Genomic DNA, 21,170 nt, shown 5'->3' with positions numbered 1-21,170 from the left:
AAACGATATGCTGTTCAGTGTTCGGACGGACATAGGCAGGAAACGTACGTTCAATGAAGATCAGGCTGCTGTATTTGAACTTGATGACGGAACCGTACTCGCCGTCATAGCAGACGGGATGGGCGGCCATCGGAGCGGTGATGTAGCGAGTGCAATGGCGGTCAGGCTGATGGGGGAACTTTTCAGCGGACTCCGCGGCCATACTCCCGGGCATGCCGAGAAATGGACAGCCTGGCTGGATGACTGTGTGCGGGACGTCAACCGGCTCATTTATGAGAAAGCGCAATCATCTGCGGAACATGAAGGGATGGGGACGACACTGGAAGCAGCCGTCTTCCAGGGCGGAAACTGCTACATCGCACATGTGGGGGACAGCCGTGTCTATAAAATCCGCGCTAATACGATCACACAGATCACAAAAGATCATTCCTACGTCAATGAGCTGCTCGCAAGCGGTGAAATTACGGAAGCTGAGGCGGAAGTCCATCCTCAGCGAAATTGGATCATGAGAGCTGTCGGTTCCGAACGCAGCATCCGGCCTGATTTCTATCACGTCCCATTTGAGTATGGCGACTGTCTGCTCATGTGTACGGACGGGCTGAGCAACAAAGTCGATGAAGGAACGATGCGGGAACTGATCGAAGCGGATGGTACGGTGGACAGCAAAGTAACGAAGCTGATCGATCTTGCGAATGAACGGGGCGGAGAGGATAATATCACAGCGATCCTGCTCACACTCCCTGAACAGGGAGCGGATGCTATATGATCGGTAATCGGATCGGGGACCGCTACGATATCATCGGCACGATCGGCGAAGGGGGCATGTCGAAAGTCTACCTGGCGCATGACCTTATCCTTGACCGTGACGTCGCCATCAAAGTACTTAATTATGAATTTGCGCACGAAGAAGAGCTGAAACGCCGTTTCCAGCGGGAGGCGCTGTCCGCGACAAGTCTAACCCACCCGAACATCGTCAATATTTTTGACGTGGGTGAAGAGGGAGAACTCCATTATCTTGTAATGGAATATGTCAAAGGCATGACGCTGAAGCGCTACATACTCGAGCAGGGCCCGCTTTCGCCCGAAAAGGCGATTCCGATCATGCTGCAGCTGACAGCCGCGATTTCAAATGCACACCATAACGGCATTATCCACCGTGATGTCAAACCGCAGAACATCTTGATGGACGAAGACGGGAATGTGAAGATCACCGACTTTGGTATCGCCATGGCGCTGACAGCGACGTCGCACACGAAAACGAACTCCGTCCTCGGTACGGTCCACTATCTTTCGCCGGAACAGGCACGGGGAGGCATGGCGACGAAGAAGTCCGATATCTATTCACTTGGCATCGTTTTCTACGAGCTGCTGACCGGAAAGCTGCCGTTTTCCGCGGAATCCGCCGTGGCAGTCGCATTGAAGCATCTTCAGGAAGAAACTCCATCCGTCCGTGCGGAACACCCGGAAATCCCGCAGAGCGTGGAGAATATCATCCTGAAGGCGACGGCGAAGGATCCGCGCCACCGATACGTATCCGCAGATGCCATGTATGAAGATTTGCAGACATCCCTGAGTCCGTCGCGCGCGCGCGAAGCGAAATTCACGCTGCCCTTTGATGAGGATGAGACCCGGGCCCTGCCAGTCATCAAAGATGTGCCGCAGCTGATCGATCCGGAAGAGACAGTGAAGCTCGATCCTGTGAAACCTGCACCGAAGCAGCCGAAAACGGATCCTTTGAAAAAGAAGCGGAAAAAGTGGCCTTGGCTGGTCGCCGTGTTCCTGCTGCTGATTGCAGCCGGAGCGATTCTGTATCTGACGGGCGTATTCGATCAGCAGGCGACCGTACCGGATGTCCTTGGCAAGACGGAAGCTGATGCAATCGCCCTGCTCGAAGAAAATGGTCTGGTTGTCGACGGCAAAGCAGTCGAGCAGCCTTCTGAAGAGTACGAAGCGGGTGAAGTTTTCCGGACAATCCCGGAAGCGGGCAAGGAACGGGACAAAGGGAGCGCTGTGAAACTGTATGTCAGCACCGGCAAGGAGACAATGACCTTCAGTGACTATTCCGGACGTGAATACAAGTCCGTCAAAGAGCGGCTGGAAACGTATGATTTCCGTTCCGTGGAGGCCGAAGAAGTGTACGACGACAAACCGGAAGGGACGATCCTGAGTCAGGATCCTGAGCCGGATACGGAAGTCGTACCGAGCGAGACGGATGTCGTCTTCACCATAAGCAAAGGGCCTGAGCTCGTTACATTGGAGAGCCTCACCGGCTACACCGATGATCAGCTCAATGCCTATGCAAAATCATCCGGCTTCAACATCACCGTGAAAAAGCGCACGCATTCCGACAGCATCCCGGAAGGACAGGTCCTGAGCCAGGATCCTGCAGCGGGGCAGTCCCTGCCGATCGGAGCGAAAGTCGATGTCATCGTCTCGAAGGGTCCTGCACAGAAACCTGTCAAGCTGTACGTGAAACGCATCAAGATCCCGTATGAAGAGGCTGCTCCGGATGGGTCGGATGAAGACGGGGAAGACGAGGACAAAAGGGAGCCGCAGACCGTCCGCATTTATATCCAGGACAGGTCCCATTCAATGACGGACCCTGCAGAGAAGTTTGACATCACGGAAGACACCGAAAAACAGATCACCGTCGAGCTGGAAGAAGGCCAGCGGGGCGGCTACAAAGTGATGAGAGGTTCCACTGTAGTGGATGAAAAGACATTCGATTACAAAGACATTCAATAAGAAAGAGGGATAGGATGCCGGAAGGACAAATTCGAAAAGCGCTCAGCGGTTTTTATTACGTGAACGATGAAGGGGCCACGGTCCGTTCCCGGGGACGCGGCGTATTCCGGAAACGGAAAATCACCCCGCTCGTCGGCGATTGGGTGACCTATGTGCAAGAAGGCGGAGAAGACGCCACAATCACCGAAATCCACCCGAGAAAGAATGAACTGGTGCGCCCCCCTGTTTCCAATGTGGACATCGCGCTGCTGGCTGTTTCCATCGTCGAGCCGGCGTTCAGTCCCGGACTGCTGGACCGGTTTCTCGTGCTTGTCGAATCGCACGGAATCGAGCCCATCATCTGCCTGACCAAGAAGGACAAAGCTGCGGCTGCGGAATTGGAAACTGCAGAACAGTGGGCCGGCTACTACAGATCCATCGGCTATCCGGTCCTTATGACGTCAATCGGCGATCCGGAAATCCTTGACCTCCTCAACCCTTATTTGAAAGGGAAGACAGCGGTTCTTGCCGGCCAGTCGGGTGTCGGGAAATCGACGCTGCTGAATACGCTGCTGCCGGAGCTGCTGCTCGAGACAGGGGTGATTTCGGAATCCCTCGGGCGCGGTAAGCATACGACCCGTCATGTTGAACTGCATGAAGTGGCAGGCGGTCTTGTTGCGGATACGCCGGGCTTCAGCTCACTCGAGTTCGACACGATGGAAAAAGAGGAGCTGGGCAGCTGTTTCCCGGAAATCGCGGCCGCGTCCGAGCAGTGCAAATTCAGAGGCTGTCTGCATTTGAAAGAGCCTTCCTGTGAAGTGAAGCGGCAGGTGGGATCCGGTCAGATCCTGCAGAGCCGCTACGATAACTACCTGCAGTTCCTGCAGGAAATCATGGACAGAAAGCCGAGGTATTAATAGAATGATCAAACTGGCACCGTCAATCCTATCAGCGGATTTCGCGAAATTAGGAGAAGAGATCAAAGAAGTGGAGCGGGGAGGCGCGGACTGGATCCATGTCGATGTAATGGACGGTCATTTCGTCCCGAACATCACGATCGGCCCGCTGATCGTCGAGGCGATCCGTCCGGTGACGGACCTGCCGCTCGATGTCCATCTGATGATCGAGGAACCGGACCGATATATCGAACAGTTCGCAAAAGCGGGCGCCGATTATATCACCGTCCATGTGGAAGCGTGCCGTCATCTGCACCGCACCGTCCAGCTTATCCGGTCGTTCGGTGTGAAGCCGGGCGTCGTGCTGAATCCCCATACCCCGGTGGAAACGATACAGCATATTCTGGAAGATATCGACCTGGTGCTGTTCATGACCGTCAATCCGGGATTCGGCGGGCAGAAGTTCATCCCGTCTGTCGTACCGAAAGTGAAGCAGTTGTCCGATATGCTGAAAGAACGCGGCCTGTCCGTAGACATCGAGATCGATGGCGGTATTACACCTGAAACGATCGGTGTCTGTGCGGAAGCGGGAGCTACTGTCTTCGTTGCAGGGTCCGCCATCTACAATAAGGAAGACCGCGCAGCGGCCATCCGCGATATCCGCGAAGCTGGCGAGCGGGCACTCGGCAAGTGAAGACGATCATCATATGTGCAGGAGGGCCGGAGGATGAACTGATTCCTCTGGCTCCTTTTGCAGAAGAGGATGCCTGTTTCATCGGAGCGGACAGGGGAGCTGTCCATCTGCTTAAGGCGGGGATCACGCCGGCGGCGGCTATCGGGGATTTCGATTCAGTGACAGCTGAGGAGTTTGCGGCAATCGAAGCGTCGGGCTGCCCGGTCGACCGCTGGCCCGCAGAGAAGAACGAGACGGATACGGAGCTGGCACTGCAGACGGCTCTCCAAATGGATCCCGGCCGTGTGATCATCACAGGCGTGACCGGCGGCCGTCTGGATCACATGTTTTCGGCCATCCAGCTGCTCGGACGGTATGCAGCCCTGCAGACAGGGACAGAACTGCTGCTGGCCAACCGGCAGAACGAAATGAGGATTCTGCATGCCGGCTCTTCGGAAGCCAACCGCAATGCAGCCTATCCCTATCTGTCATTCTTCCCGCTGACCGAAACCGTCGAAGGGCTGACACTGCGGGGTGTGAAATATGAAGTGACCGGCGAAACGATGCATTTCGGTGACACGCGCTTCACGAGCAATGAAATACTCGGACCGTCCTGTACTATCTCATTCCGCACGGGCATATGTTTAATGGTAAGGAGCTCAGATTCCTGAAAGGAGTGGGAACTTGCGGATTTATACATTTACATTGCCTAAGTTTGTCAGCGGAATTGTACGGAAGTGCATGGTGGTGTTCTCGAAAGAGGAAACAGCGAAAGCGAAGACGAAACCAGCTGCCGCTTCAACGAAGAAACGGAAAAAACGCAACGAAAAAACGCCGGGCTGACCACAGCCTGGCGTTTTCTTTACGTTGCGGTCTATTATACACGCTGAACTTTACCTGATTTGAGTGCGCGGGCAGAAACCCATACACGCTTCGGCTTGCCATTTACAAGAATACGGACTTTTTGAAGGTTTGCACCCCAAGTACGTTTGCTGGAGTTCATTGCGTGGGAACGGTTATTCCCCGAGCGTGCTTTGCGACCTGTAATTACACATTCTTTAGCCATTTTATAACCTCCTCGCGAATGATGATTAATATAATTCGCATACTAGAACAATTTATCATATCCACAAGAGGCTTGCAAGCTTTTTTCACTGTTCTTTCAAGTAGTATTCCTTTACACGACAAAGAAAACGCTTGCTTTCTTTTCTTATAAGGGGTGATATAGTACAATGATGACAGTGAAACTGGATGCAGGAGGGATCGTGGCATGTCAATTCAATTGGAAAACGATTATGGCAAGATTGATATAACGAATGATGTGATCGCCCGGGTCACCGGTGAAGCTACAGTCGAATGTTATGGTGTTGTCGGCATGGCGTCCAAGCACCAGATTCGGGACGGGCTTACTGAAATATTGCGCAAAGAGAATTTCAGCAGGGGCGTCATCGTAAGAAACGCAGGGGCCGATATGCAGATCGATCTGTACATTATTGTCGGATACGGGACGAAAATCACGGAAGTTGCCTACCAGGTGCAATCCAAAGTGCAGTATACACTGAAAAAAATACTCGGATTGACGATTGGTGCCGTCAATATTTACGTACAGGGCGTTCGTGTAACGAACCTGTGAAGGAGGAACACAGTTCAATGAAGTCGATCGATGGACAGAAGTTTGCGGAAATGGTGCAGATGGGTGCACATCACCTCAAACAGAATGCAGATTATGTAGATTCTTTAAACGTATTCCCGGTGCCGGATGGCGATACAGGGACGAATATGAATTTGTCGATGACCTCCGGGGCGAAAGAGACGGCGGCGAACAGCTCCGGGCACCTCGGCAGGACATCACAGGCGCTGTCGAAAGGACTGCTGATGGGCGCGCGGGGCAACTCAGGTGTCATCCTGTCTCAGCTGTTCAGAGGATTCGGGAAAGCGGTCGAAGATAAGGAGACCCTGACAGCGGGTGAATTTGCCGCTGCTCTTAAGTATGGCGTGGAAACAGCCTATAAAGCGGTCATGAAACCTGTCGAGGGCACGATCCTGACAGTTGCCCGTGAGGCGGCACAGCAAGCTGTGGAAACAGCTGCGGAAAGCGATGACCTGATCCAAGTGATGGAGGCGACAGTCGCTGAAGCGAAACAATCGCTGAAACGGACACCGGATCTGCTCCCTGTCCTGAAGGAAGTCGGCGTTGTCGACAGCGGCGGCCAGGGGCTCGTCTATGTGTACGAAGGATTCCTCGCTTCGCTGAAAGGGGAGGAACTGCCGGAGCGTACAGTTGTCCTGTCGATGGATGAACTTGTCAGTGCAGAGCATCACCGCAGCGTCCAGGGATTCATGGACACGGCGGATATCCAGTATGGCTACTGTACGGAATTCATGGTCCGGTTCGAAGAGGACAAGACGAAAGACCATCCGTTCGATGAAACCCAGTTCAGGCAGCAGCTGAGCGAACTCGGTGATTCGCTGCTGGTCATTTCCGATGAGGAGATCGCAAAAGTACATATCCATACGGAAGACCCGGGTGACGCACTGTCATACGGTCAGACGTTCGGTTCCCTCATCAACATCAAGATCGAAAACATGCGCCAGCAGCATATGGATATCGTCGGCAGCCCGGCGTCCGGAAATGCGGGCAAGGAGCCTGCTGCGAAGCATCCGTATGCCATCGTGACCGTCGCCTTGGGCAGCGGAATCGCTGAATTGCTCAGGAGCATCGGGGCTTCCTATGTCATCGAAGGCGGCCAGACGATGAATCCGTCGACGGAGGACATCGTGAAGGCGATCCGGGAAGTCGGCGCTGAGCGGGTCCTGATCCTGCCGAACAACAAAAACATAATCCTGGCAGCCGAGCAGGCAGCGGAACTTGCGGGCATCGAGGCGGCAGTCGTGCCGACAAAGACGGTCCCTGAAGGGCTGGCGGCAATCCTGGCATTCAATCCGGAAGCGCAGGTCTCCGCGAATGCCAAAACGATGACAGCAGCAGCGGCAAGTGTGAAGACCGGTCAGGTGACGACCGCAGTGCGCGACACGACAATCGACAATGTCTCGATCCATAAGGACGATTATATGGCGATTGCGGACGGTAAGATCACGATTGCGACACCGTCACTTGAAACGACGATGAAAGCCCTGATCGGTGAACTGATTACTGAAGATGACGAAATTGTCACGATCATCTATGGGGAAGACGTGTCGGAGAAGGAAGCGGAAGAGATGGCCGCCTACATCGAAGGGCAGTCCTCCAACGTGGAGATCGAGCTGTACAGCGGCAGGCAGCCATTGTACCCATATATCCTTTCAGTGGAATGATGTAAAACGACAAAAGCGTCCCAGCCTTGCTGGAGGCGCTTTTCCTATGGGCATAGACGTTCGTGATTTTTGTTATCCGGCCGTTTTTCGTGTAGAATGGAAACTAGGAAGATGTGTAAAAAGGGGGAGTTTTCGTTGAAATATAGATCCGTATTTGAAATCATCGGTCCTGTCATGATCGGTCCGTCATCATCCCATACAGCAGGTGCTGCCAGGATCGGACTAGTTGCACGCGATCTGTTCGGCAGGCAGCCGGATTGGGCGCGTATCCATCTGTATGGATCGTTCGCCGAAACCTACAAAGGGCATGGAACGGACGTAGCGATCATCGGCGGCCTGCTCGGATATGATACATTCGACGAACGCATCCGGACAGCTTTCGACGATGCGGAGGAACTCGGCATGTCCTTTGAATTCATCGCAGAAGAGGAAGAGGCGGATCATCCGAACACCGCAAAGCTTGTGATCGGCGATGACGAAGGTGTCATGGAACTGGTCGGCATCTCAATCGGCGGCGGCACAATGGAAGTCGTTGAGCTGAATGGTTTCACACTGCGGCTGTCAGGTCATTTCCCGGCGCTTCTCGTCGTCCATGATGACCGTGCAGGTGTCATCGCAAATGTCTCGAACGCTATTGCCGCCCAGGATATGAATATCGCACATATGGAAGTCGGCAGAAAAGAGAAAGGGAAGATGGCGCTGATGGTCATCGAAGTCGATCAGGTCGTGACCGATGAGCTGATCGAGCAGCTGCGTGCTCTTCCGAACGTCACACAAGTTTCGACATTGGCAAACTGAGGAGGCGGACAACTATGGATATTTTGTTTTCAACAGTGAAGGAATTGGTGGAAGTTGCTGAGAAGGAACAGCAGCCGATCTCGGAGATCATGATCCGGCAGGAGATGCTCCTGACACGCCGTTCACGTGAAGAGATTTTCGCTCAGATGGAGAACAACCTGGCAGTCATGGAAAGTTCGGTCGAAGAAGGGCTGAAAGGCGTCCATTCCAAGTCGGGGCTCACCGGCGGGGATGCTGTACTTATTCAGGAGTATATGAAAACCGGCAAGGCCCTCTCAGGTGAACTGCTGCTCGATGCGGTCAGCAAGGCTGTCGCGACGAATGAAGTCAATGCAGCGATGGGCATGATCTGTGCAACCCCGACTGCCGGCGCGGCAGGGATTGTGCCGGGCACTCTGTTCGCAGTGAAGAATAAGCTGAATCCGACGCATGAGCAGATGGTGAACTATTTGTTCACGACAGGGGCGTTCGGCTTCATCGTCGCGAACAATGCGTCGATCTCCGGCGCTGCAGGAGGATGCCAGGCAGAGACGGGTTCAGCTGCGTCCATGGCGGCCGCAGCGATTGTCGAAATGGCGGGCGGCACGCCGCAGCAGAGCGCGGAAGCCTTCTCGATCGTCATGAAGAACATGCTCGGTCTCGTCTGTGACCCTGTCGCAGGGCTCGTCGAAGTGCCGTGTGTGAAGAGGAATGCGATGGGGGCAGCCAAAGCGCTCGTCGGTGCGGATATGGCGCTCGCAGGCGTCGTCAGTGTGATCCCGACGGACGAAGTCATTGAAGCGATGCATAAGATCGGCCAGTCCATGCCATCCGCCCTCCGCGAAACGGCAAAAGGCGGTCTGGCTGCAACACCGACAGGAAAAGCGCTGGAAGCCGAGATTTTCGGGAAGGACAAGGAAGCCCGTGACACAGTCACTAAGTGATCCTGTCACTTCACTGAAAGGGATCGGGAAGACGGCCGGTGAACAGCTGGCTTCGCTCGGGATCGAAACAATCGAACAGCTGGTGCTGACATTCCCTTACCGGCATGAGGATTTCAGGCTGAAAGATCTGGCTGAAACGCCTCACGGGGAACGGCTCACGATAGAAGGACGGGTGGAGAGTGTTCCATCCGTCCTCTTTACCGGCAGCAGGAAATCACGGCTGCAGATCCAGCTGCTGGTCGGACCGCATCTGGTGAAAGCGGTCTTCTTCAACCAGCATTACCTGAAAGAGAGGCTGAATCCGGGACAGATCATTACGGTCACCGGGAAATGGGACCGCGGCCGGCAGCTCATCAATGTCAGCAATTTCAAGGATGGTCCGAAAATCGGACAGGCTGATTTTGAACCGGTGTACAGTCTGAAAGGTGTCGTCAAGCAGCCGACATTCAGGCGGTGGATGCGCCTGGCGCTCGACGAGATCGAAGGCAGCATGCCCGAAACGCTGCCCGCCTCCCTGCTTACGGCCTACAAGCTGCCGACGCTCGCTGAGACGCTCGAGATGGTGCATTTCCCGACCGCGCCTGATGATGTGAAACATGCCCGAAGGCGCGTTGTCTACGAAGAGCTCCTCCATTTCCAGCTGAAGATGGCCGCCTTGAAAAAAGTGCGGAAAGCCGCCGGGAAAGGGACGCCGATCGGATACGATATCGAGAAACTCAAGCAGTTCATCGCCACGCTGCCGTTTGAACTGACAGGCGCCCAGAAGCGGGTCGTCAATGAACTGTGCGCGGAATTGAAAAGCCCGCTCCGCATGAACCGGCTGCTTCAGGGCGATGTCGGGTCCGGAAAGACGGTCGTTGCTGCCATCACACTGTATGCGGCCATCACTGCAGGCTACCAGGGGGCCCTGATGGCGCCGACCGAAATATTGGCGGAACAGCATGCGGAGACTTTAGCCGGCTGGCTGGAACCCGCGGGTGTCTCTGTCGCTTTCCTGACAGGTTCGACAAAAGGGAAGGCGCGTCGTGACATCCTCGGACGATTGGCGGCAGGTGAAGTGGATCTTCTGATCGGCACCCATGCGCTCATCCAGCCGGACGTCGATTTCAGGAAACTCGGACTTGTCATCACGGATGAACAGCACAGATTCGGTGTCGAACAGCGCCGCATCCTGCGTGACAAAGGGGAGCATCCTGATGTGCTGTTCATGACAGCGACACCGATCCCGAGGACGCTGGCCATCACGGCCTTCGGAGAAATGGATGTCTCCCTGCTCGACGAAATGCCGGCAGGCCGCAAGGAGATCGAGACCCACTGGCTGAAAGAAGAGTCACTGTCACCCGTGCTGCGGCGGATGGAGAAGGAACTGCAGGCAGGGCGGCAGGCATACGTAATCTGCCCGCTAATCGAAGAATCCGACACACTGGACGTACAGAATGCGGTCGACGTATTCGGGCAGCTTTCGGCTTATTTTGCAGGCCGTTATACTGTCGGACTCATGCATGGCCGGCTGCATGCCGATGAAAAAGAACAGATCATGCGGGATTTCAGCGAGGGGAAGATCGACTGCCTCGTCTCGACGACAGTCGTCGAAGTCGGCGTGAATGTACCGAATGCGACATTCATGCTCATTTACGATGCGACCCGTTTCGGTCTTGCTCAGCTCCATCAGCTCCGCGGACGTGTCGGACGCGGTGCGGACCAGTCCTACTGCGTGCTGCTCGCGGACCCGAAGACGGAAGAGGGAAAAGAGCGGATGATGACAATGGCCGAGACGAACGACGGATTCCTGCTTGCGGAAAAAGACCTGGAGCTCCGGGGTTCCGGTGATTTCTTCGGCAAGAAACAGAGCGGCCTGCCGGAATTCAAGATGGCCGATCTCGTCCACGATTATCGGGCGCTGGAAACAGCAAGACAGGATGCCGAACGGCTGCTTGCGACCGATGAATTCTGGAACGATGCCGATTACGCCGGCTTACGGAGAACGGTGGAGGAATCCGGAGTGCTTGAGAGTGAGCGTATCGACTGAGTGCAGGTGTGTTTCCCCGTTCGCGGTCAGCTTTACAAGCAGGAAGAATGCGAAAGAGCAGACCGCTCTTGCATTCTTTTTTTTTACTTTATATACTGTTACTATTACCAAGTGCTAATCAGGAAGGGGAAGGCGACGTTGCGTTTACAGAAAAAGGACCGTCAGCAGGAGCTTCAGCAGCTGCTTGAAACAACCCCCTTCCTGACGGATGAAGAGATTGCACAGCATTTCAGCGTCAGTGTCCAGACCATCCGGCTGGACCGGCTGGAGTGCGGGATCCCGGAACTGCGGGAACGTCTCCGGTCGGCGGCAGCCGAAACGATTGCCGGGAAAGTGAAGGCGCTGGAACAGGACGAGGTCATCGGGGAGATCATCGATATCGAACTGGACAGCAGAGCGATATCGATCTTGGATATCACGGCTGCGCATGTATTCCAGAAAAGCGGTATCGCACGCGGTCATCATCTGTTCGCACAGGCCAATTCCCTGGCAGTCGCCGTGCTGGACGATGAGCTGGCACTTACCGCGAAATCTGTTCTCCATTTCGTCAAGCCGGTGAAAGCGGGCGACCGGGTCATCGCGCGGGCGGCAGTCCGGAGCCGCAGCGGCAGCCGGGCCGTTGTCGACGTCGATTCCACTGTCGGGGAAGAGACTGTATTCAGCGGGGAATTTCAGATGTACCGTTCGACCGCGGCGGACAAGGAGGATGCCAAATGAGAATAGCTGTAGATGCAATGGGCGGTGATAATGCCCCTGAGGAAATTATCGCAGGGGCACTGCAGAGCCTGAAAGACTACGAGGATATACATATTGAACTTTTCGGGGACCGGGAGAAGATGGCTCCGTACCTGGAAGACCATGACCGGCTGACGGTCACACACTGCAGCGAAGTGATCGGACCGGACGATGAGCCGGTACGCGCCGTGCGGAGGAAGAAAGATGCCTCCATGGTCAAGATGGCGGAAGCGGTGAAAGAAGGCAGGGCGGACGCCTGTGTCTCCGCAGGCAATACTGGCGCTTTGATGGCGGCAGGCCTGTTCATCGTCGGCCGCATCCAAGGGATCGAACGTCCCGCATTGGCACCGACCCTTCCGACGCTTGGCGGAGAAGGGTTTGTCCTGCTGGACGTCGGTGCCAATGCCGAAGCAAAGCCATCCCACCTCGTGCAGTACGCGATCATGGGCAGTATTTACGCGGAGAAAGTCCGGGGAATCCGGAACCCGCGTGTCGGCCTGCTGAACATAGGAACGGAAGAAGGAAAAGGGAACGACCTGACAAAGGCCGCGTTCGAGGAATTGAAGATGGCCCCTTTGAATTTTGTCGGCAACGTCGAAGCGCGTGATCTCCTGACAGGCACGGCAGATGTCGCCGTGACGGACGGATTCACCGGTAATATGGTGCTGAAGACGATCGAGGGCACTGCGGCCGGGCTGTTTTCGATGCTGAAGGACGTGTTCGCGTCTTCATTGAAATCCAAGATCTCGGCAGCTCTCGTCAAAGATGAGCTGCGGGGATTAAAGCACCAGATGGACTATACAGAATACGGTGGTGCCGGATTGTTCGGCCTGAACTCACCGGTCATCAAAGCGCATGGCTCATCCAATGCCAATGCTTTGAAAAACGCAATACGGCAGGCACGCACGATGGCTGAACACCGTGTGACTGATACAATACGCGAAACGATTGTCGAGGAGGAAGCATGATGACGAAACTAGCATTCTTATTTCCCGGACAAGGGTCCCAGAAAGTCGGGATGGGAACGGAATTGGCTGCGGACGAGAGCGGGCGGCAATTTTTCGAGACAGCAGACTCAATGCTCGGGTTCCCGCTGAGCAGACTGATGGAAGAGGGGCCTCAGGAAGAATTGACGGTAACGTATAATGCACAGCCTGCACTCCTGACGGTCGGCGCGATGGCAGCAGACCGTCTGATCCAGGCGGGGATCCGTCCTGACTATACGGCAGGACACAGCCTGGGCGAGTACACAGCATTGTATGCCTCGGGTGCCCTGACGTTCGAAGACGCCGTGCGGATCGTACATAAACGCGGCCTGTTCATGAATGAAGCGATGCCGGCGGGAGAAGGCGCGATGGCAGCAATCCTGGGCCTCGATCAGGAGACGCTGACCGGTGTGACGGATGCCGTCAGTGCGGAAGGGAAACTCGTCCAGCCGGCGAATTTGAACTGTCCGGGGCAGATTGTCATCTCTGGCACGAAGGAAGGCGTGGACGCGGCCTGCACCCGTCTGAAGGAAGCCGGTGCGAAACGTGCGCTGATGCTCGATGTCAGCGGGCCGTTCCATTCCGAACTCATGCGTCCCGCAGCAGGGAAGCTCGGGGAAGTGCTCGAAAACACAGACCTGCACGACGCGGCTGTTCCTGTCATCGCAAATGTGACGGCGGAGCCGGTGACGGACAGCAGTGAAGTGAAACGGCTGCTGATCGAACAGCTGTCTTCCCCGGTGCGCTGGGAGGAGTCCGTACGCACAATGATAGATGCCGGCGTAACCAAATTCATCGAATGCGGTCCCGGCAAAGTGCTGAGCGGGCTGGTCCGCAAGATCGACCGGTCGGTATCCGTCTGGCCGGTGTATGACGAAGAGACACTGGCGGCTGTCATCGAAGCGGCAAAGGAGTGGGACTGATGGAGAGGTTCACAGGTAAAACGGCTGTCGTCACAGGAGCCTCGCGCGGCATTGGCCGGGAGATCGCGCTGCTGCTGGCACGTGAAGGTGCGAGCGTAACGGTCAACTACAGCGGCAGCAAGGAACGTGCTGATGAAGTCGTATCGGCGATCGAGGCGGACGGCGGACGGGCGATCGCTGTCCAGGCGGACGTCACAGACCCGGACAGCGTGAAAGCGCTGATAGCTGAAACGCTCGAAACATTCGGCTCGATCGATCTTCTCGTCAATAACGCGGGAATCACTAAGGACAATCTCCTGATGCGCATGAAAGAGGACGAGTGGGATGCAGTGCTCGATACGAATTTGAAAGGCGTCTTCCTCTGCACGAAAGCGGTCTCCCGCCAGATGATGAAACAGCGCGCCGGACGCATCGTCAACATGGCGTCGGTTGTCGGCATTGCCGGCAATGCAGGACAGGCGAACTATGTAGCCGCAAAAGCGGGTGTGATCGGACTGACAAAAACGACGGCCAAGGAACTCGCGGCCCGCGGGATCACCGTGAACGCCGTTGCACCTGGATTCATCACAACCGACATGACGGATGCACTCGGTGACGATGTCAAAGACGGGCTGCTCGGCAGCATTCCGCTCGGCAGTCTCGGCAAGCCGGAGGATGTGGCGAGAGCCGCCGCCTTCCTGCTGTCCGATGATGCGTCCTATATTACTGGTCAGGTATTGAATGTGGATGGCGGCATGGTGATGTAAGCTGTCCCTGCGCTTTTTGATCACGCCAGCTCCGGCGGGCAGGGCTCGGGGTCGCTTCGGTGCTGAACACAAGGCAGAGAGCGTCTTGTGGTTCAGCCCCTCCAGCGCCTGTCGACCTAGGCGCCCGCCTGCGCTTTATGTGTAATCCAGCTCCGGCGGGCAGAGGCTCGGGGTCGCTTCGGAATTGAAAACAGGACAATAAGCGTCCTGTTCTTCAATTCCTCCAGCGCCTGTCGCCTCTACCAGCCCGCCTGCGCTTTATAGCCTTGAAAGGAGGTGAGTTATATTGTCTACAGTATTGGATCGCGTGACGAAGGTTGTTGTTGACCGTTTGGGGGTTGACGAGAGCGAAGTGAAACCTGAAGCTTCTTTCCGTGATGATCTCGGCGCTGACTCTTTGGATGTTGTTGAGCTCGTAATGGAATTGGAAGATGAATTCGACATGGAAATTTCCGATGATGACGCTGAGAAAATCGGCACAGTCGGAGATGCTGTCTCTTATATCGAAGAAAAAACTAAATGATCGCAGCATAGAGACTCTTTCGTCCTTTCCCCGGAAAGTGCGGAGGCGTCTCTTTTCCATTTTGCACTGCGCGTTGCGACAAGGTAGAATAGAGAGGTATGTGCAAAGAAAGGCAGGTTGACTGAATGACGACTAATAAGAAACCGACAGGCAAGACATCGAAGGCTGTTCTTCCGGGTTCCGTGCGCAGGAAATTCGATGAGCTGCAGGAACGGCTGGACATCCGATTCACGAATGTGTCCCTGCTGTATAATGCGTTCACTCACTCTTCATATGTGAATGAGCACCGCAGCAAACGTTTTACCGATAACGAGCGGCTCGAATTCCTGGGGGATGCCGTACTGGAGCTTGCCGTGTCGCAGTATCTGTATGCGACCGAACCTGGAAAAAGTGAAGGGGAGCTGACCAAACTGCGTGCCGCCATCGTCTGCGAACCTTCGCTCGTCACGTTCAGTACCGAACTGAACTTCGGCGACTATATCCTCCTCGGCAAAGGCGAGGAACTGACCGGCGGACGGACCCGGCCTGCGCTTCTTGCCGATGTGTTCGAAGCATTCGTCGGTGCGCTCTACCTGGATCAGGGGTTCGATGTAGCTACTGACTTCCTCGAAGGGATCGTGTTCCCGAAGATAGGGCTTGGAGCTTTTTCGCATGTGATGGATTACAAAAGCCGGCTGCAGGAAATCGTCCAGCAGACCAATCATGGGCAGCTGCATTACCGGATTGTGGAAGAATCAGGTCCTGCACATGCGAAAAAGTTTCTAACGTATGTGGAGCTCGGTGACACGAAGCTCGGTGAGGGTATCGGCCGTTCCAAGAAAGAAGCAGAACAGGAAGCAGCGCGCCAGGCAATCCAGCAGCTATTGGAAGAGCATACAAAAGAGGAGAGCTGAACGTGTTTTTAAAACGACTGGAAATCATCGGATTCAAATCCTTTGCCGATAAAGTATCCATCGATTTTGTTCCGGGCGTCACGGCTGTCGTAGGCCCGAACGGCAGCGGGAAGAGCAATGTCATCGATGCGATCCGGTGGGTGCTCGGTGAGCAATCCGCGAAATCACTGCGCGGTGCCAAGATGCAGGACGTCATTTTTGCAGGCAGTGACTCCCGAAAAGCGCTGAATTTTGCGGAAGTGACCTTGATCCTGGACAACTCGACAGGCCTGTTTCCGCTCGACTATACGGAAATCAGCGTCAGCCGGCGTGTGTTCCGTTCCGGGGAGAGCTCCTTCCAGCTGAACGGACAAGTGTGCCGCCTGAAGGACATCAATGACGTCTTCGTGGACTCCGGATTAGGCAAAGAAGCGTTCTCCATCATCTCCCAGGGGCGGGTCGATGAAATCCTCAACAGCCGTCCCGAAGACAGGCGGAGTATCTTCGACGAAGCGGCAGGTGTCCTGAAATACCGCATGCGCAAGAAAAAAGCGGAATTCAAGCTGATTGAAACGGACGACAATCTCGACCGCATCCTTGATATCCTCAAAGAACTCGATGACCGGATGGAGCCGCTTGCCGAGAATGCGCGCGCGGCTGAACGCCATCGGACGCTGGCTTCCGATTTGCGGGAGGCGGATGTCCGGCTGATGAATGCGGAAGCCCATGCACTCCGAACCGAACTGCAGGAGAACCGTTCGGCATCGGATGAAAAGAGGGGAATCCGTACTCGCCTTGAAAAGACAGTCTCAGCCGTGGAACAGGAGACTGCAGACGCAAAAGCCATGCTGGCTGCCCTCGACACAGCTGTCGGCGCCCTGCAGGAACAGCTTGTCACGGCGAGCGCCGAAGCCGAGAAATGGGAAGGGCGGCGGCTGCTGTCGATCGAGAAACAGCGGAATGCAAAAGAACGCTCGGTGCGTCTTGCGGAAGAACTCAAGACTGTCCGCCGGTCCTTGGAACAGCTGGAAGCAAGAAAATCGGAGCTGCTCCATGAAACCGAAACGACGAACGGGCAGCTGTCGGAAAAAACCGAAGAGATGGCGTCCATATCCAAGAAATTGAAGCGGTCCCTTGCAGAAACGGAGCAGGAAATTGAAAACCTGAAATCCTCCTATATCGAAGTGCTGAACAAAGAAGCGACCGTGCGCAACGAACTGAAACATATCGAGGAGCGGCTGGCAGGCGAACAGCATTCCTCCGAAAAATCGGACGAACAGACGCTTGAGCTTCGCACCAGAATCACAGATCTGCAGAAGCGGAAAGAAGAACAGTCGGAAACACTCCGGCGGATGAGGGATGAATCGAAGAAAGTCACTGCCCAATCTGAAGAAGCCAGACAGAACCTGAAGCAGAGCGAGCAGCGACTCGCAGAAACGCAGAAACTCCAGCAGCAGGCTGTGAATAAGCGGTACGAACTGCAGGGGCGGCTGCGTGCGCTGAAAAGCATGGAAGCCGATTTTTCAGGCTTCTATTCCGGTGTCAAGGAAGTGCTGCTTGCGAAACAGTCGGACACACTCCAGGGCATCGAGGGGGCGGTCGCAGAACTCATCAACGTCGACAGGAAACATCTGAAGGCAGTGGAGACGGCACTCGGCGGCGCCATGCAGCATATCATCGCAACTGCTGAACCGGCTGCGCGGACAGCGATCCAGTACCTGAAGAAGAAGAACTCCGGGCGGGCGACATTCCTGCCGCTCGATGTCATGAAGGCAAGGTATGTCCCAAATGATGTACTTGCGAAGGTCAGACACCATGGGAGCTTCATCGGCACAGCCGAACAGCTTACCGGCGCCGATCCGAAATACAAGAACGTGATCGCGAACCTGCTCGGTGCGACAATCGTGGCGGATACATTGACCGGCGCTTCCGAAATCGCCAAGCTCGCCGGCTACCGGTACCGGATCGTCACGCTGGACGGCGATGTCGTCAATGCCGGCGGTTCCCTGACTGGCGGCGGCTCGAAAGGCCAGTCGACCGTATTCTCCCGGAAGGCGGAATTGGAAACCCTGACCGGACAGCTCGCAAAGCTGAACGAATCCGTGGAAGCGGCTGAACAGAAGGCGAGAGACATCAAATTCGCCACTGCCGGCAGTCTGCAGACAGTGACTGCCGCCGACCGCAGGCTCGCGGAGCTGAAATCGGCTGCAGAAGAAATCGATGCTGCGCTCCGTGAAACCTCATATGAGCTGCGTACGGCCGAAGCCCAGTACCAGATGTTCGAACGGGACCGCGCAGGTGCGAAGGACACAGCGAGCACACTGCTCACAAAACGGTCGGATCTCGAACGTCAGCAGCAGCTCCTGAAACGCGAGCAGCAGGAGATCCAGAGAGCTGTCGCATCCCTTGAGCGTCTGGCGGCTGACCGCCGTACGGAAGAACAGGTCCTGCGAGAACGGTACAGTGAACTCCGTGAACAGACGGCGGTACTGCGTGAGCAGGCGGCCCACAAGGCCGCGCTTGCAGAAGACGCCGGCCGCGAACTTGAGGCGTCGGAAACCAGGCTTCGCCGTCTTGAAGAGGAGAACCGTTTCCTGTCCGGCCAAGAGCAGGGCGAAATGCTGTCGCCTGAAGAAATCGAACGAAAAATCACCGAAACGGCAGCTGCTGTCGAATCATTGAAATCGGATCTTCTGGCCAAAAAGGAAGAACGCGACCGGATCAGCGGGGAAGTCGGGGAGAGAGAACTGCTCCTGAAGAAGGAAGCGGACCGGCTGGCACAGCTGGCTGCGGAGCTGAACCGGCTTCACGTGCAATATTCCAGAAGCGAAGTGAAACTGGAATCCCTTGGCGGCCGGCTGCTGGAAGAGTACGGGCTGTATCCGGACTTCGAGGTGCTGGAAGGTTTCGACGAAACGGAAACCCGCAGGCGTGTCGAACGGCTGAAACAGGAGATCGCTTCCCTCGGGCCGGTCAACCCGGGGGCTGTGGAAGAATACAGGGAAGTGCTGGAGCGGCACACGTTCTTGACCGAACAGCGCAATGATCTGCTCGAGGCGAAGACGACGCTGGAAGAGGCGATGTCGGAGATGGATACGGAGATGAAGACCCGCTTCACCTCGACATTCAATGCCGTCCAGCAGCGTTTCCGGACAGTCTTCAAGGAAATGTTCGGCGGCGGGGAAGCCGACCTTGTGCTGACGGATCCCGGCAATATGCTCGAAACGGGCATCGATATCATTGCACGCCCTCCGGGGAAGAAGCGCCAGAACCTCAGCCTTCTGTCCGGCGGCGAGCGGGCGCTGACCGCGATCACGTTATTGTTTGCAATCATCGAAGTCCGCCCGGTGCCGTTCTGTATATTGGATGAAGTTGAAGCCGCACTGGATGAAGCGAATGTCATCCGGTACAGCCGGTACTTGAAGAAGTTTTCAGAGGACACGCAGTTCATCGTCATCACCCACCGGAAGGGAACGATGGAAGGGGCGGATGTCCTGTACGGCATCACCATGCAGGAATCCGGCGTATCCAGGCTGCTGTCAGTCAAAATGTCTGACGTGCCGGAAGCTGCCCTGCAGACAACCTAACAGGGGAAAGGAATGTAGGCATTATGTCATTCTTCAAGAAAATGAAAGAAAAAATAACAGGCACGAACGAAGCCGTCACCGGAAAGTTCAAGGACGGCCTGAGCAAGACGCGGGACTCATTCACATCCAAAGTGAATGACCTCGTAGCCCGTTTCAGGGAAGTGGACGAGGAATTCTTCGAAGAACTGGAGGAAGTGCTTCTGCAGGCGGATGTCGGCTTCGAGACGGTCATGGAACTGATCGATCAGCTGAAAATGGAAGTCAAGCGCAAGAACATCAAAGACACAGCCGGCATCCAGACAGTCATCTCGGAGAAACTTGTCGATATTTACAATGCACAGGGTGAAGACAGCAATGCACTCAACATACAGGAAGACGGAATCACCGTCATCCTCATGGTCGGCGTCAACGGAGTCGGCAAGACGACGACGATTGGGAAGCTGGCATCCCGCCTGCAGGCGGAAGGCAAAACGGTCATGCTTGCAGCCGGGGATACATTCCGGGCAGGGGCGATCGATCAGCTCGTCGTCTGGGGCGAGCGGGCAGGTGTCGAAGTCATCCGCCAGTCAGAAGGATCCGATCCGGCCGCCGTCATGTACGATGCCGTGAACGCGGCGAAGAAACGCGGTGTCGATGTCCTGATCTGCGATACAGCGGGCCGGCTGCAGAACAAAGTGAACCTGATGAACGAATTGCAGAAAGTCCACCGTGTCATCGGCAGGGAGATCGAGGGGGCCCCCCATGAAGTCCTGCTGGCACTTGACGCGACAACCGGACAGAATGCACTTATCCAGGCGGAAACCTTCAAGGAAGCGACCGATGTCACAGGTATCGTGCTGACCAAGTTGGATGGCACGGCAAAAGGCGGAATCGTCCTTGCGATCCGCAGCAAGCTGAACATCCCTGTGAAATTCGTCGGTCTCGGCGAAGGCATCGATGATCTGCAGCCGTTCGAGCCGGAAAAGTATGTATACGGCCTGTTCGCGGACGGTCTGGAACTGGAAGCCGAAGAGGAATCTGCTGAAGAAAGTGGAGACAAGTAAATCCCCTTGACAGCGATTCCGGCAGCGGCTACTATTAAGGGAGATATGAGGAGGAGTTCCGATGCTTGAGAAAACGACCCGCGTCAATTTCCTCTTTGATTTCTATCAATCGCTGTTGACGGACAAACAGCGCATTTACATGGAATTGTATTATCTCGACGACCTGTCCCTCGGTGAGATTGCCGAAGAGTACAATGTGTCGAGACAGGCGGTCTACGATAATGTGCGCAGGACGGAAGCGATGCTGGAAGACTACGAAGCCAAACTCATGCTGTTCGGCAAGTACCAGCAGAGGGCGTTGATGATCGAACAGCTTGAACAGCATCTCGCCGCAAACCGGTCAATGACTGAGGAAGCGGCCGGCCTGCTGCGGCAAATAAAAGAGCACGACTAGGGA

At 55.5% G+C, this 21,170-nt stretch carries 21 protein-coding genes; 20 read left to right on the top strand and 1 reads right to left on the bottom strand.

The features are described 5' to 3' along the window. The first annotated feature begins 7 nt into the window (after positions 1 to 7). Genes QWT68_RS07300 through spoVM form a run of 6 tightly spaced genes read left to right on the top strand, consistent with a single transcriptional unit; the run spans position 8 to position 5,136 of the window. Positions 8 to 766 carry a Stp1/IreP family PP2C-type Ser/Thr phosphatase gene (locus QWT68_RS07300; protein ID WP_040286904.1) on the top strand — a complete coding sequence of 253 codons (759 nt, stop codon included), beginning with the start codon at positions 8 to 10 and terminating at the stop codon, positions 764 to 766. Beyond that, on the top strand, positions 763 to 2,745 hold the full coding sequence (gene pknB, locus QWT68_RS07295; RefSeq protein ID WP_290150338.1) for a Stk1 family PASTA domain-containing Ser/Thr kinase: 1,983 nt from the start codon (positions 763 to 765) through the stop codon (positions 2,743 to 2,745). Before QWT68_RS07300 ends, pknB begins: the two co-directional genes overlap by 4 nt. A gap of 14 nt (positions 2,746 to 2,759) precedes the next feature. After that, positions 2,760 to 3,641, top strand: a complete 882-nt coding sequence (rsgA, locus tag QWT68_RS07290; RefSeq protein WP_040286902.1) for a ribosome small subunit-dependent GTPase A — start codon at positions 2,760 to 2,762, stop codon at positions 3,639 to 3,641. Between the two features lie 4 nt (positions 3,642 to 3,645). Beyond that, positions 3,646 to 4,314 carry a ribulose-phosphate 3-epimerase gene (rpe, locus tag QWT68_RS07285; protein WP_040286901.1) on the top strand — a complete coding sequence of 223 codons (669 nt, stop codon included), beginning with the start codon at positions 3,646 to 3,648 and terminating at the stop codon, positions 4,312 to 4,314. Beyond that, positions 4,311 to 4,964, top strand: coding sequence for a thiamine diphosphokinase (locus QWT68_RS07280; protein ID WP_290150336.1), 654 nt, complete (start codon positions 4,311 to 4,313; stop codon positions 4,962 to 4,964). The genes rpe and QWT68_RS07280 overlap by 4 nt, the downstream gene beginning before the upstream one ends. 13 nt (positions 4,965 to 4,977) lie before the next feature. Beyond that, complete coding sequence (spoVM, locus tag QWT68_RS07275) at positions 4,978 to 5,136, top strand: stage V sporulation protein SpoVM (protein WP_290150335.1); 159 nt, start codon at positions 4,978 to 4,980, stop codon at positions 5,134 to 5,136. 34 nt (positions 5,137 to 5,170) lie between these two features. On the opposite strand, the gene rpmB is transcribed toward spoVM, so the two are convergent. Continuing rightward, the gene (gene rpmB / locus QWT68_RS07270; RefSeq protein WP_082023348.1) at positions 5,171 to 5,359 is read right to left on the bottom strand and encodes a 50S ribosomal protein L28; all 189 of its coding nucleotides are present in this window, start codon (positions 5,357 to 5,359) and stop codon (positions 5,171 to 5,173) included. 204 nt (positions 5,360 to 5,563) lie between these two features. Here rpmB and QWT68_RS07265 point away from each other — a divergent pair, with 204 nt between their 5' ends. The 14 genes from QWT68_RS07265 (at position 5,564) to QWT68_RS07200 (ending at position 21,167) form a co-directional block, all read left to right on the top strand. Further along, entirely contained in the window at positions 5,564 to 5,926 is a 363-nt protein-coding gene (locus QWT68_RS07265) for an Asp23/Gls24 family envelope stress response protein (protein WP_040286899.1), read from the top strand. 17 nt (positions 5,927 to 5,943) lie between these two features. After that, positions 5,944 to 7,608: a DAK2 domain-containing protein gene (locus QWT68_RS07260; RefSeq protein WP_290150333.1), complete on the top strand. Its 1,665-nt coding sequence runs from the start codon at positions 5,944 to 5,946 to the stop codon at positions 7,606 to 7,608. Between the two features lie 135 nt (positions 7,609 to 7,743). Then, positions 7,744 to 8,406 (top strand): L-serine ammonia-lyase, iron-sulfur-dependent subunit beta, encoded by a 663-nt coding sequence (gene sdaAB / locus QWT68_RS07255; protein WP_290150332.1) that lies wholly within the window; start codon positions 7,744 to 7,746, stop codon positions 8,404 to 8,406. A 14-nt stretch (positions 8,407 to 8,420) separates the two neighbouring features. Beyond that, on the top strand, positions 8,421 to 9,329 hold the full coding sequence (gene sdaAA / locus QWT68_RS07250) for an L-serine ammonia-lyase, iron-sulfur-dependent, subunit alpha (RefSeq protein WP_040286896.1): 909 nt from the start codon (positions 8,421 to 8,423) through the stop codon (positions 9,327 to 9,329). Continuing rightward, positions 9,310 to 11,358 carry an ATP-dependent DNA helicase RecG gene (gene recG / locus QWT68_RS07245; protein ID WP_290150331.1) on the top strand — a complete coding sequence of 683 codons (2,049 nt, stop codon included), beginning with the start codon at positions 9,310 to 9,312 and terminating at the stop codon, positions 11,356 to 11,358. Before sdaAA ends, recG begins: the two co-directional genes overlap by 20 nt. Before the next feature lie 138 nt (positions 11,359 to 11,496). Continuing rightward, positions 11,497 to 12,075 (top strand): transcription factor FapR, encoded by a 579-nt coding sequence (gene fapR, locus QWT68_RS07240; RefSeq protein ID WP_040286894.1) that lies wholly within the window; start codon positions 11,497 to 11,499, stop codon positions 12,073 to 12,075. After that, the gene (plsX, locus tag QWT68_RS07235; RefSeq protein ID WP_290150329.1) at positions 12,072 to 13,061 is read left to right on the top strand and encodes a phosphate acyltransferase PlsX; all 990 of its coding nucleotides are present in this window, start codon (positions 12,072 to 12,074) and stop codon (positions 13,059 to 13,061) included. Before fapR ends, plsX begins: the two co-directional genes overlap by 4 nt. Continuing rightward, on the top strand, positions 13,061 to 14,002 hold the full coding sequence (gene fabD / locus QWT68_RS07230; RefSeq protein WP_290150328.1) for an ACP S-malonyltransferase: 942 nt from the start codon (positions 13,061 to 13,063) through the stop codon (positions 14,000 to 14,002). The genes plsX and fabD overlap by 1 nt, the downstream gene beginning before the upstream one ends. Next, positions 14,002 to 14,748, top strand: a complete 747-nt coding sequence (gene fabG / locus QWT68_RS07225; RefSeq protein ID WP_290150327.1) for a 3-oxoacyl-[acyl-carrier-protein] reductase — start codon at positions 14,002 to 14,004, stop codon at positions 14,746 to 14,748. The genes fabD and fabG overlap by 1 nt, the downstream gene beginning before the upstream one ends. 286 nt (positions 14,749 to 15,034) lie before the next feature. Next, positions 15,035 to 15,271 carry an acyl carrier protein gene (locus QWT68_RS07220; RefSeq protein ID WP_040286890.1) on the top strand — a complete coding sequence of 79 codons (237 nt, stop codon included), beginning with the start codon at positions 15,035 to 15,037 and terminating at the stop codon, positions 15,269 to 15,271. 125 nt (positions 15,272 to 15,396) lie between these two features. After that, positions 15,397 to 16,164 (top strand): ribonuclease III, encoded by a 768-nt coding sequence (gene rnc, locus QWT68_RS07215; RefSeq protein WP_040286889.1) that lies wholly within the window; start codon positions 15,397 to 15,399, stop codon positions 16,162 to 16,164. Positions 16,165 to 16,166: 2 nt separating this feature from the next. After that, the gene (gene smc, locus QWT68_RS07210) at positions 16,167 to 19,730 is read left to right on the top strand and encodes a chromosome segregation protein SMC (protein WP_290150326.1); all 3,564 of its coding nucleotides are present in this window, start codon (positions 16,167 to 16,169) and stop codon (positions 19,728 to 19,730) included. A 23-nt stretch (positions 19,731 to 19,753) separates the two neighbouring features. Beyond that, positions 19,754 to 20,773 carry a signal recognition particle-docking protein FtsY gene (ftsY, locus tag QWT68_RS07205; RefSeq protein WP_290150324.1) on the top strand — a complete coding sequence of 340 codons (1,020 nt, stop codon included), beginning with the start codon at positions 19,754 to 19,756 and terminating at the stop codon, positions 20,771 to 20,773. Positions 20,774 to 20,834: 61 nt separating this feature from the next. Continuing rightward, positions 20,835 to 21,167 (top strand): putative DNA-binding protein, encoded by a 333-nt coding sequence (locus QWT68_RS07200; protein ID WP_040286886.1) that lies wholly within the window; start codon positions 20,835 to 20,837, stop codon positions 21,165 to 21,167. Positions 21,168 to 21,170: the final 3 nt, after the last annotated feature.

It is taken from the genome of Sporosarcina trichiuri, from assembly GCF_030406775.1.
Taxonomy (GTDB): Bacteria; Bacillota; Bacilli; order Bacillales_A; family Planococcaceae; genus Sporosarcina; species Sporosarcina trichiuri.
The sequence above is the reverse complement of the archived record's forward strand: the minus strand, read 5'-3'. Positions and strand labels throughout refer to the sequence as shown.

Excerpts from the sequence above, each read along its gene's own strand:
- QWT68_RS07200 (WP_040286886.1), top strand. The coding sequence starts at position 20,835 with ATGCTTGAGAAAACGACCCGCGTCAATTTCCTCTTTGATTTCTATCAA.
- QWT68_RS07265 (WP_040286899.1), top strand. The coding sequence starts at position 5,564 with ATGTCAATTCAATTGGAAAACGATTATGGCAAGATTGATATAACGAAT.
- fabG (WP_290150327.1), top strand. The coding sequence starts at position 14,002 with ATGGAGAGGTTCACAGGTAAAACGGCTGTCGTCACAGGAGCCTCGCGC.
- rpe (WP_040286901.1), top strand. The coding sequence starts at position 3,646 with ATGATCAAACTGGCACCGTCAATCCTATCAGCGGATTTCGCGAAATTA.
- plsX (WP_290150329.1), top strand. The coding sequence starts at position 12,072 with ATGAGAATAGCTGTAGATGCAATGGGCGGTGATAATGCCCCTGAGGAA.
- rpmB (WP_082023348.1), bottom strand. The coding sequence starts at position 5,359 with ATGGCTAAAGAATGTGTAATTACAGGTCGCAAAGCACGCTCGGGGAAT.
- QWT68_RS07300 (WP_040286904.1), top strand. The coding sequence starts at position 8 with ATGCTGTTCAGTGTTCGGACGGACATAGGCAGGAAACGTACGTTCAAT.
- sdaAA (WP_040286896.1), top strand. The coding sequence starts at position 8,421 with ATGGATATTTTGTTTTCAACAGTGAAGGAATTGGTGGAAGTTGCTGAG.
- rnc (WP_040286889.1), top strand. The coding sequence starts at position 15,397 with ATGACGACTAATAAGAAACCGACAGGCAAGACATCGAAGGCTGTTCTT.
- fabD (WP_290150328.1), top strand. The coding sequence starts at position 13,061 with ATGACGAAACTAGCATTCTTATTTCCCGGACAAGGGTCCCAGAAAGTC.
- QWT68_RS07260 (WP_290150333.1), top strand. The coding sequence starts at position 5,944 with ATGAAGTCGATCGATGGACAGAAGTTTGCGGAAATGGTGCAGATGGGT.
- pknB (WP_290150338.1), top strand. The coding sequence starts at position 763 with ATGATCGGTAATCGGATCGGGGACCGCTACGATATCATCGGCACGATC.
- ftsY (WP_290150324.1), top strand. The coding sequence starts at position 19,754 with ATGTCATTCTTCAAGAAAATGAAAGAAAAAATAACAGGCACGAACGAA.
- rsgA (WP_040286902.1), top strand. The coding sequence starts at position 2,760 with ATGCCGGAAGGACAAATTCGAAAAGCGCTCAGCGGTTTTTATTACGTG.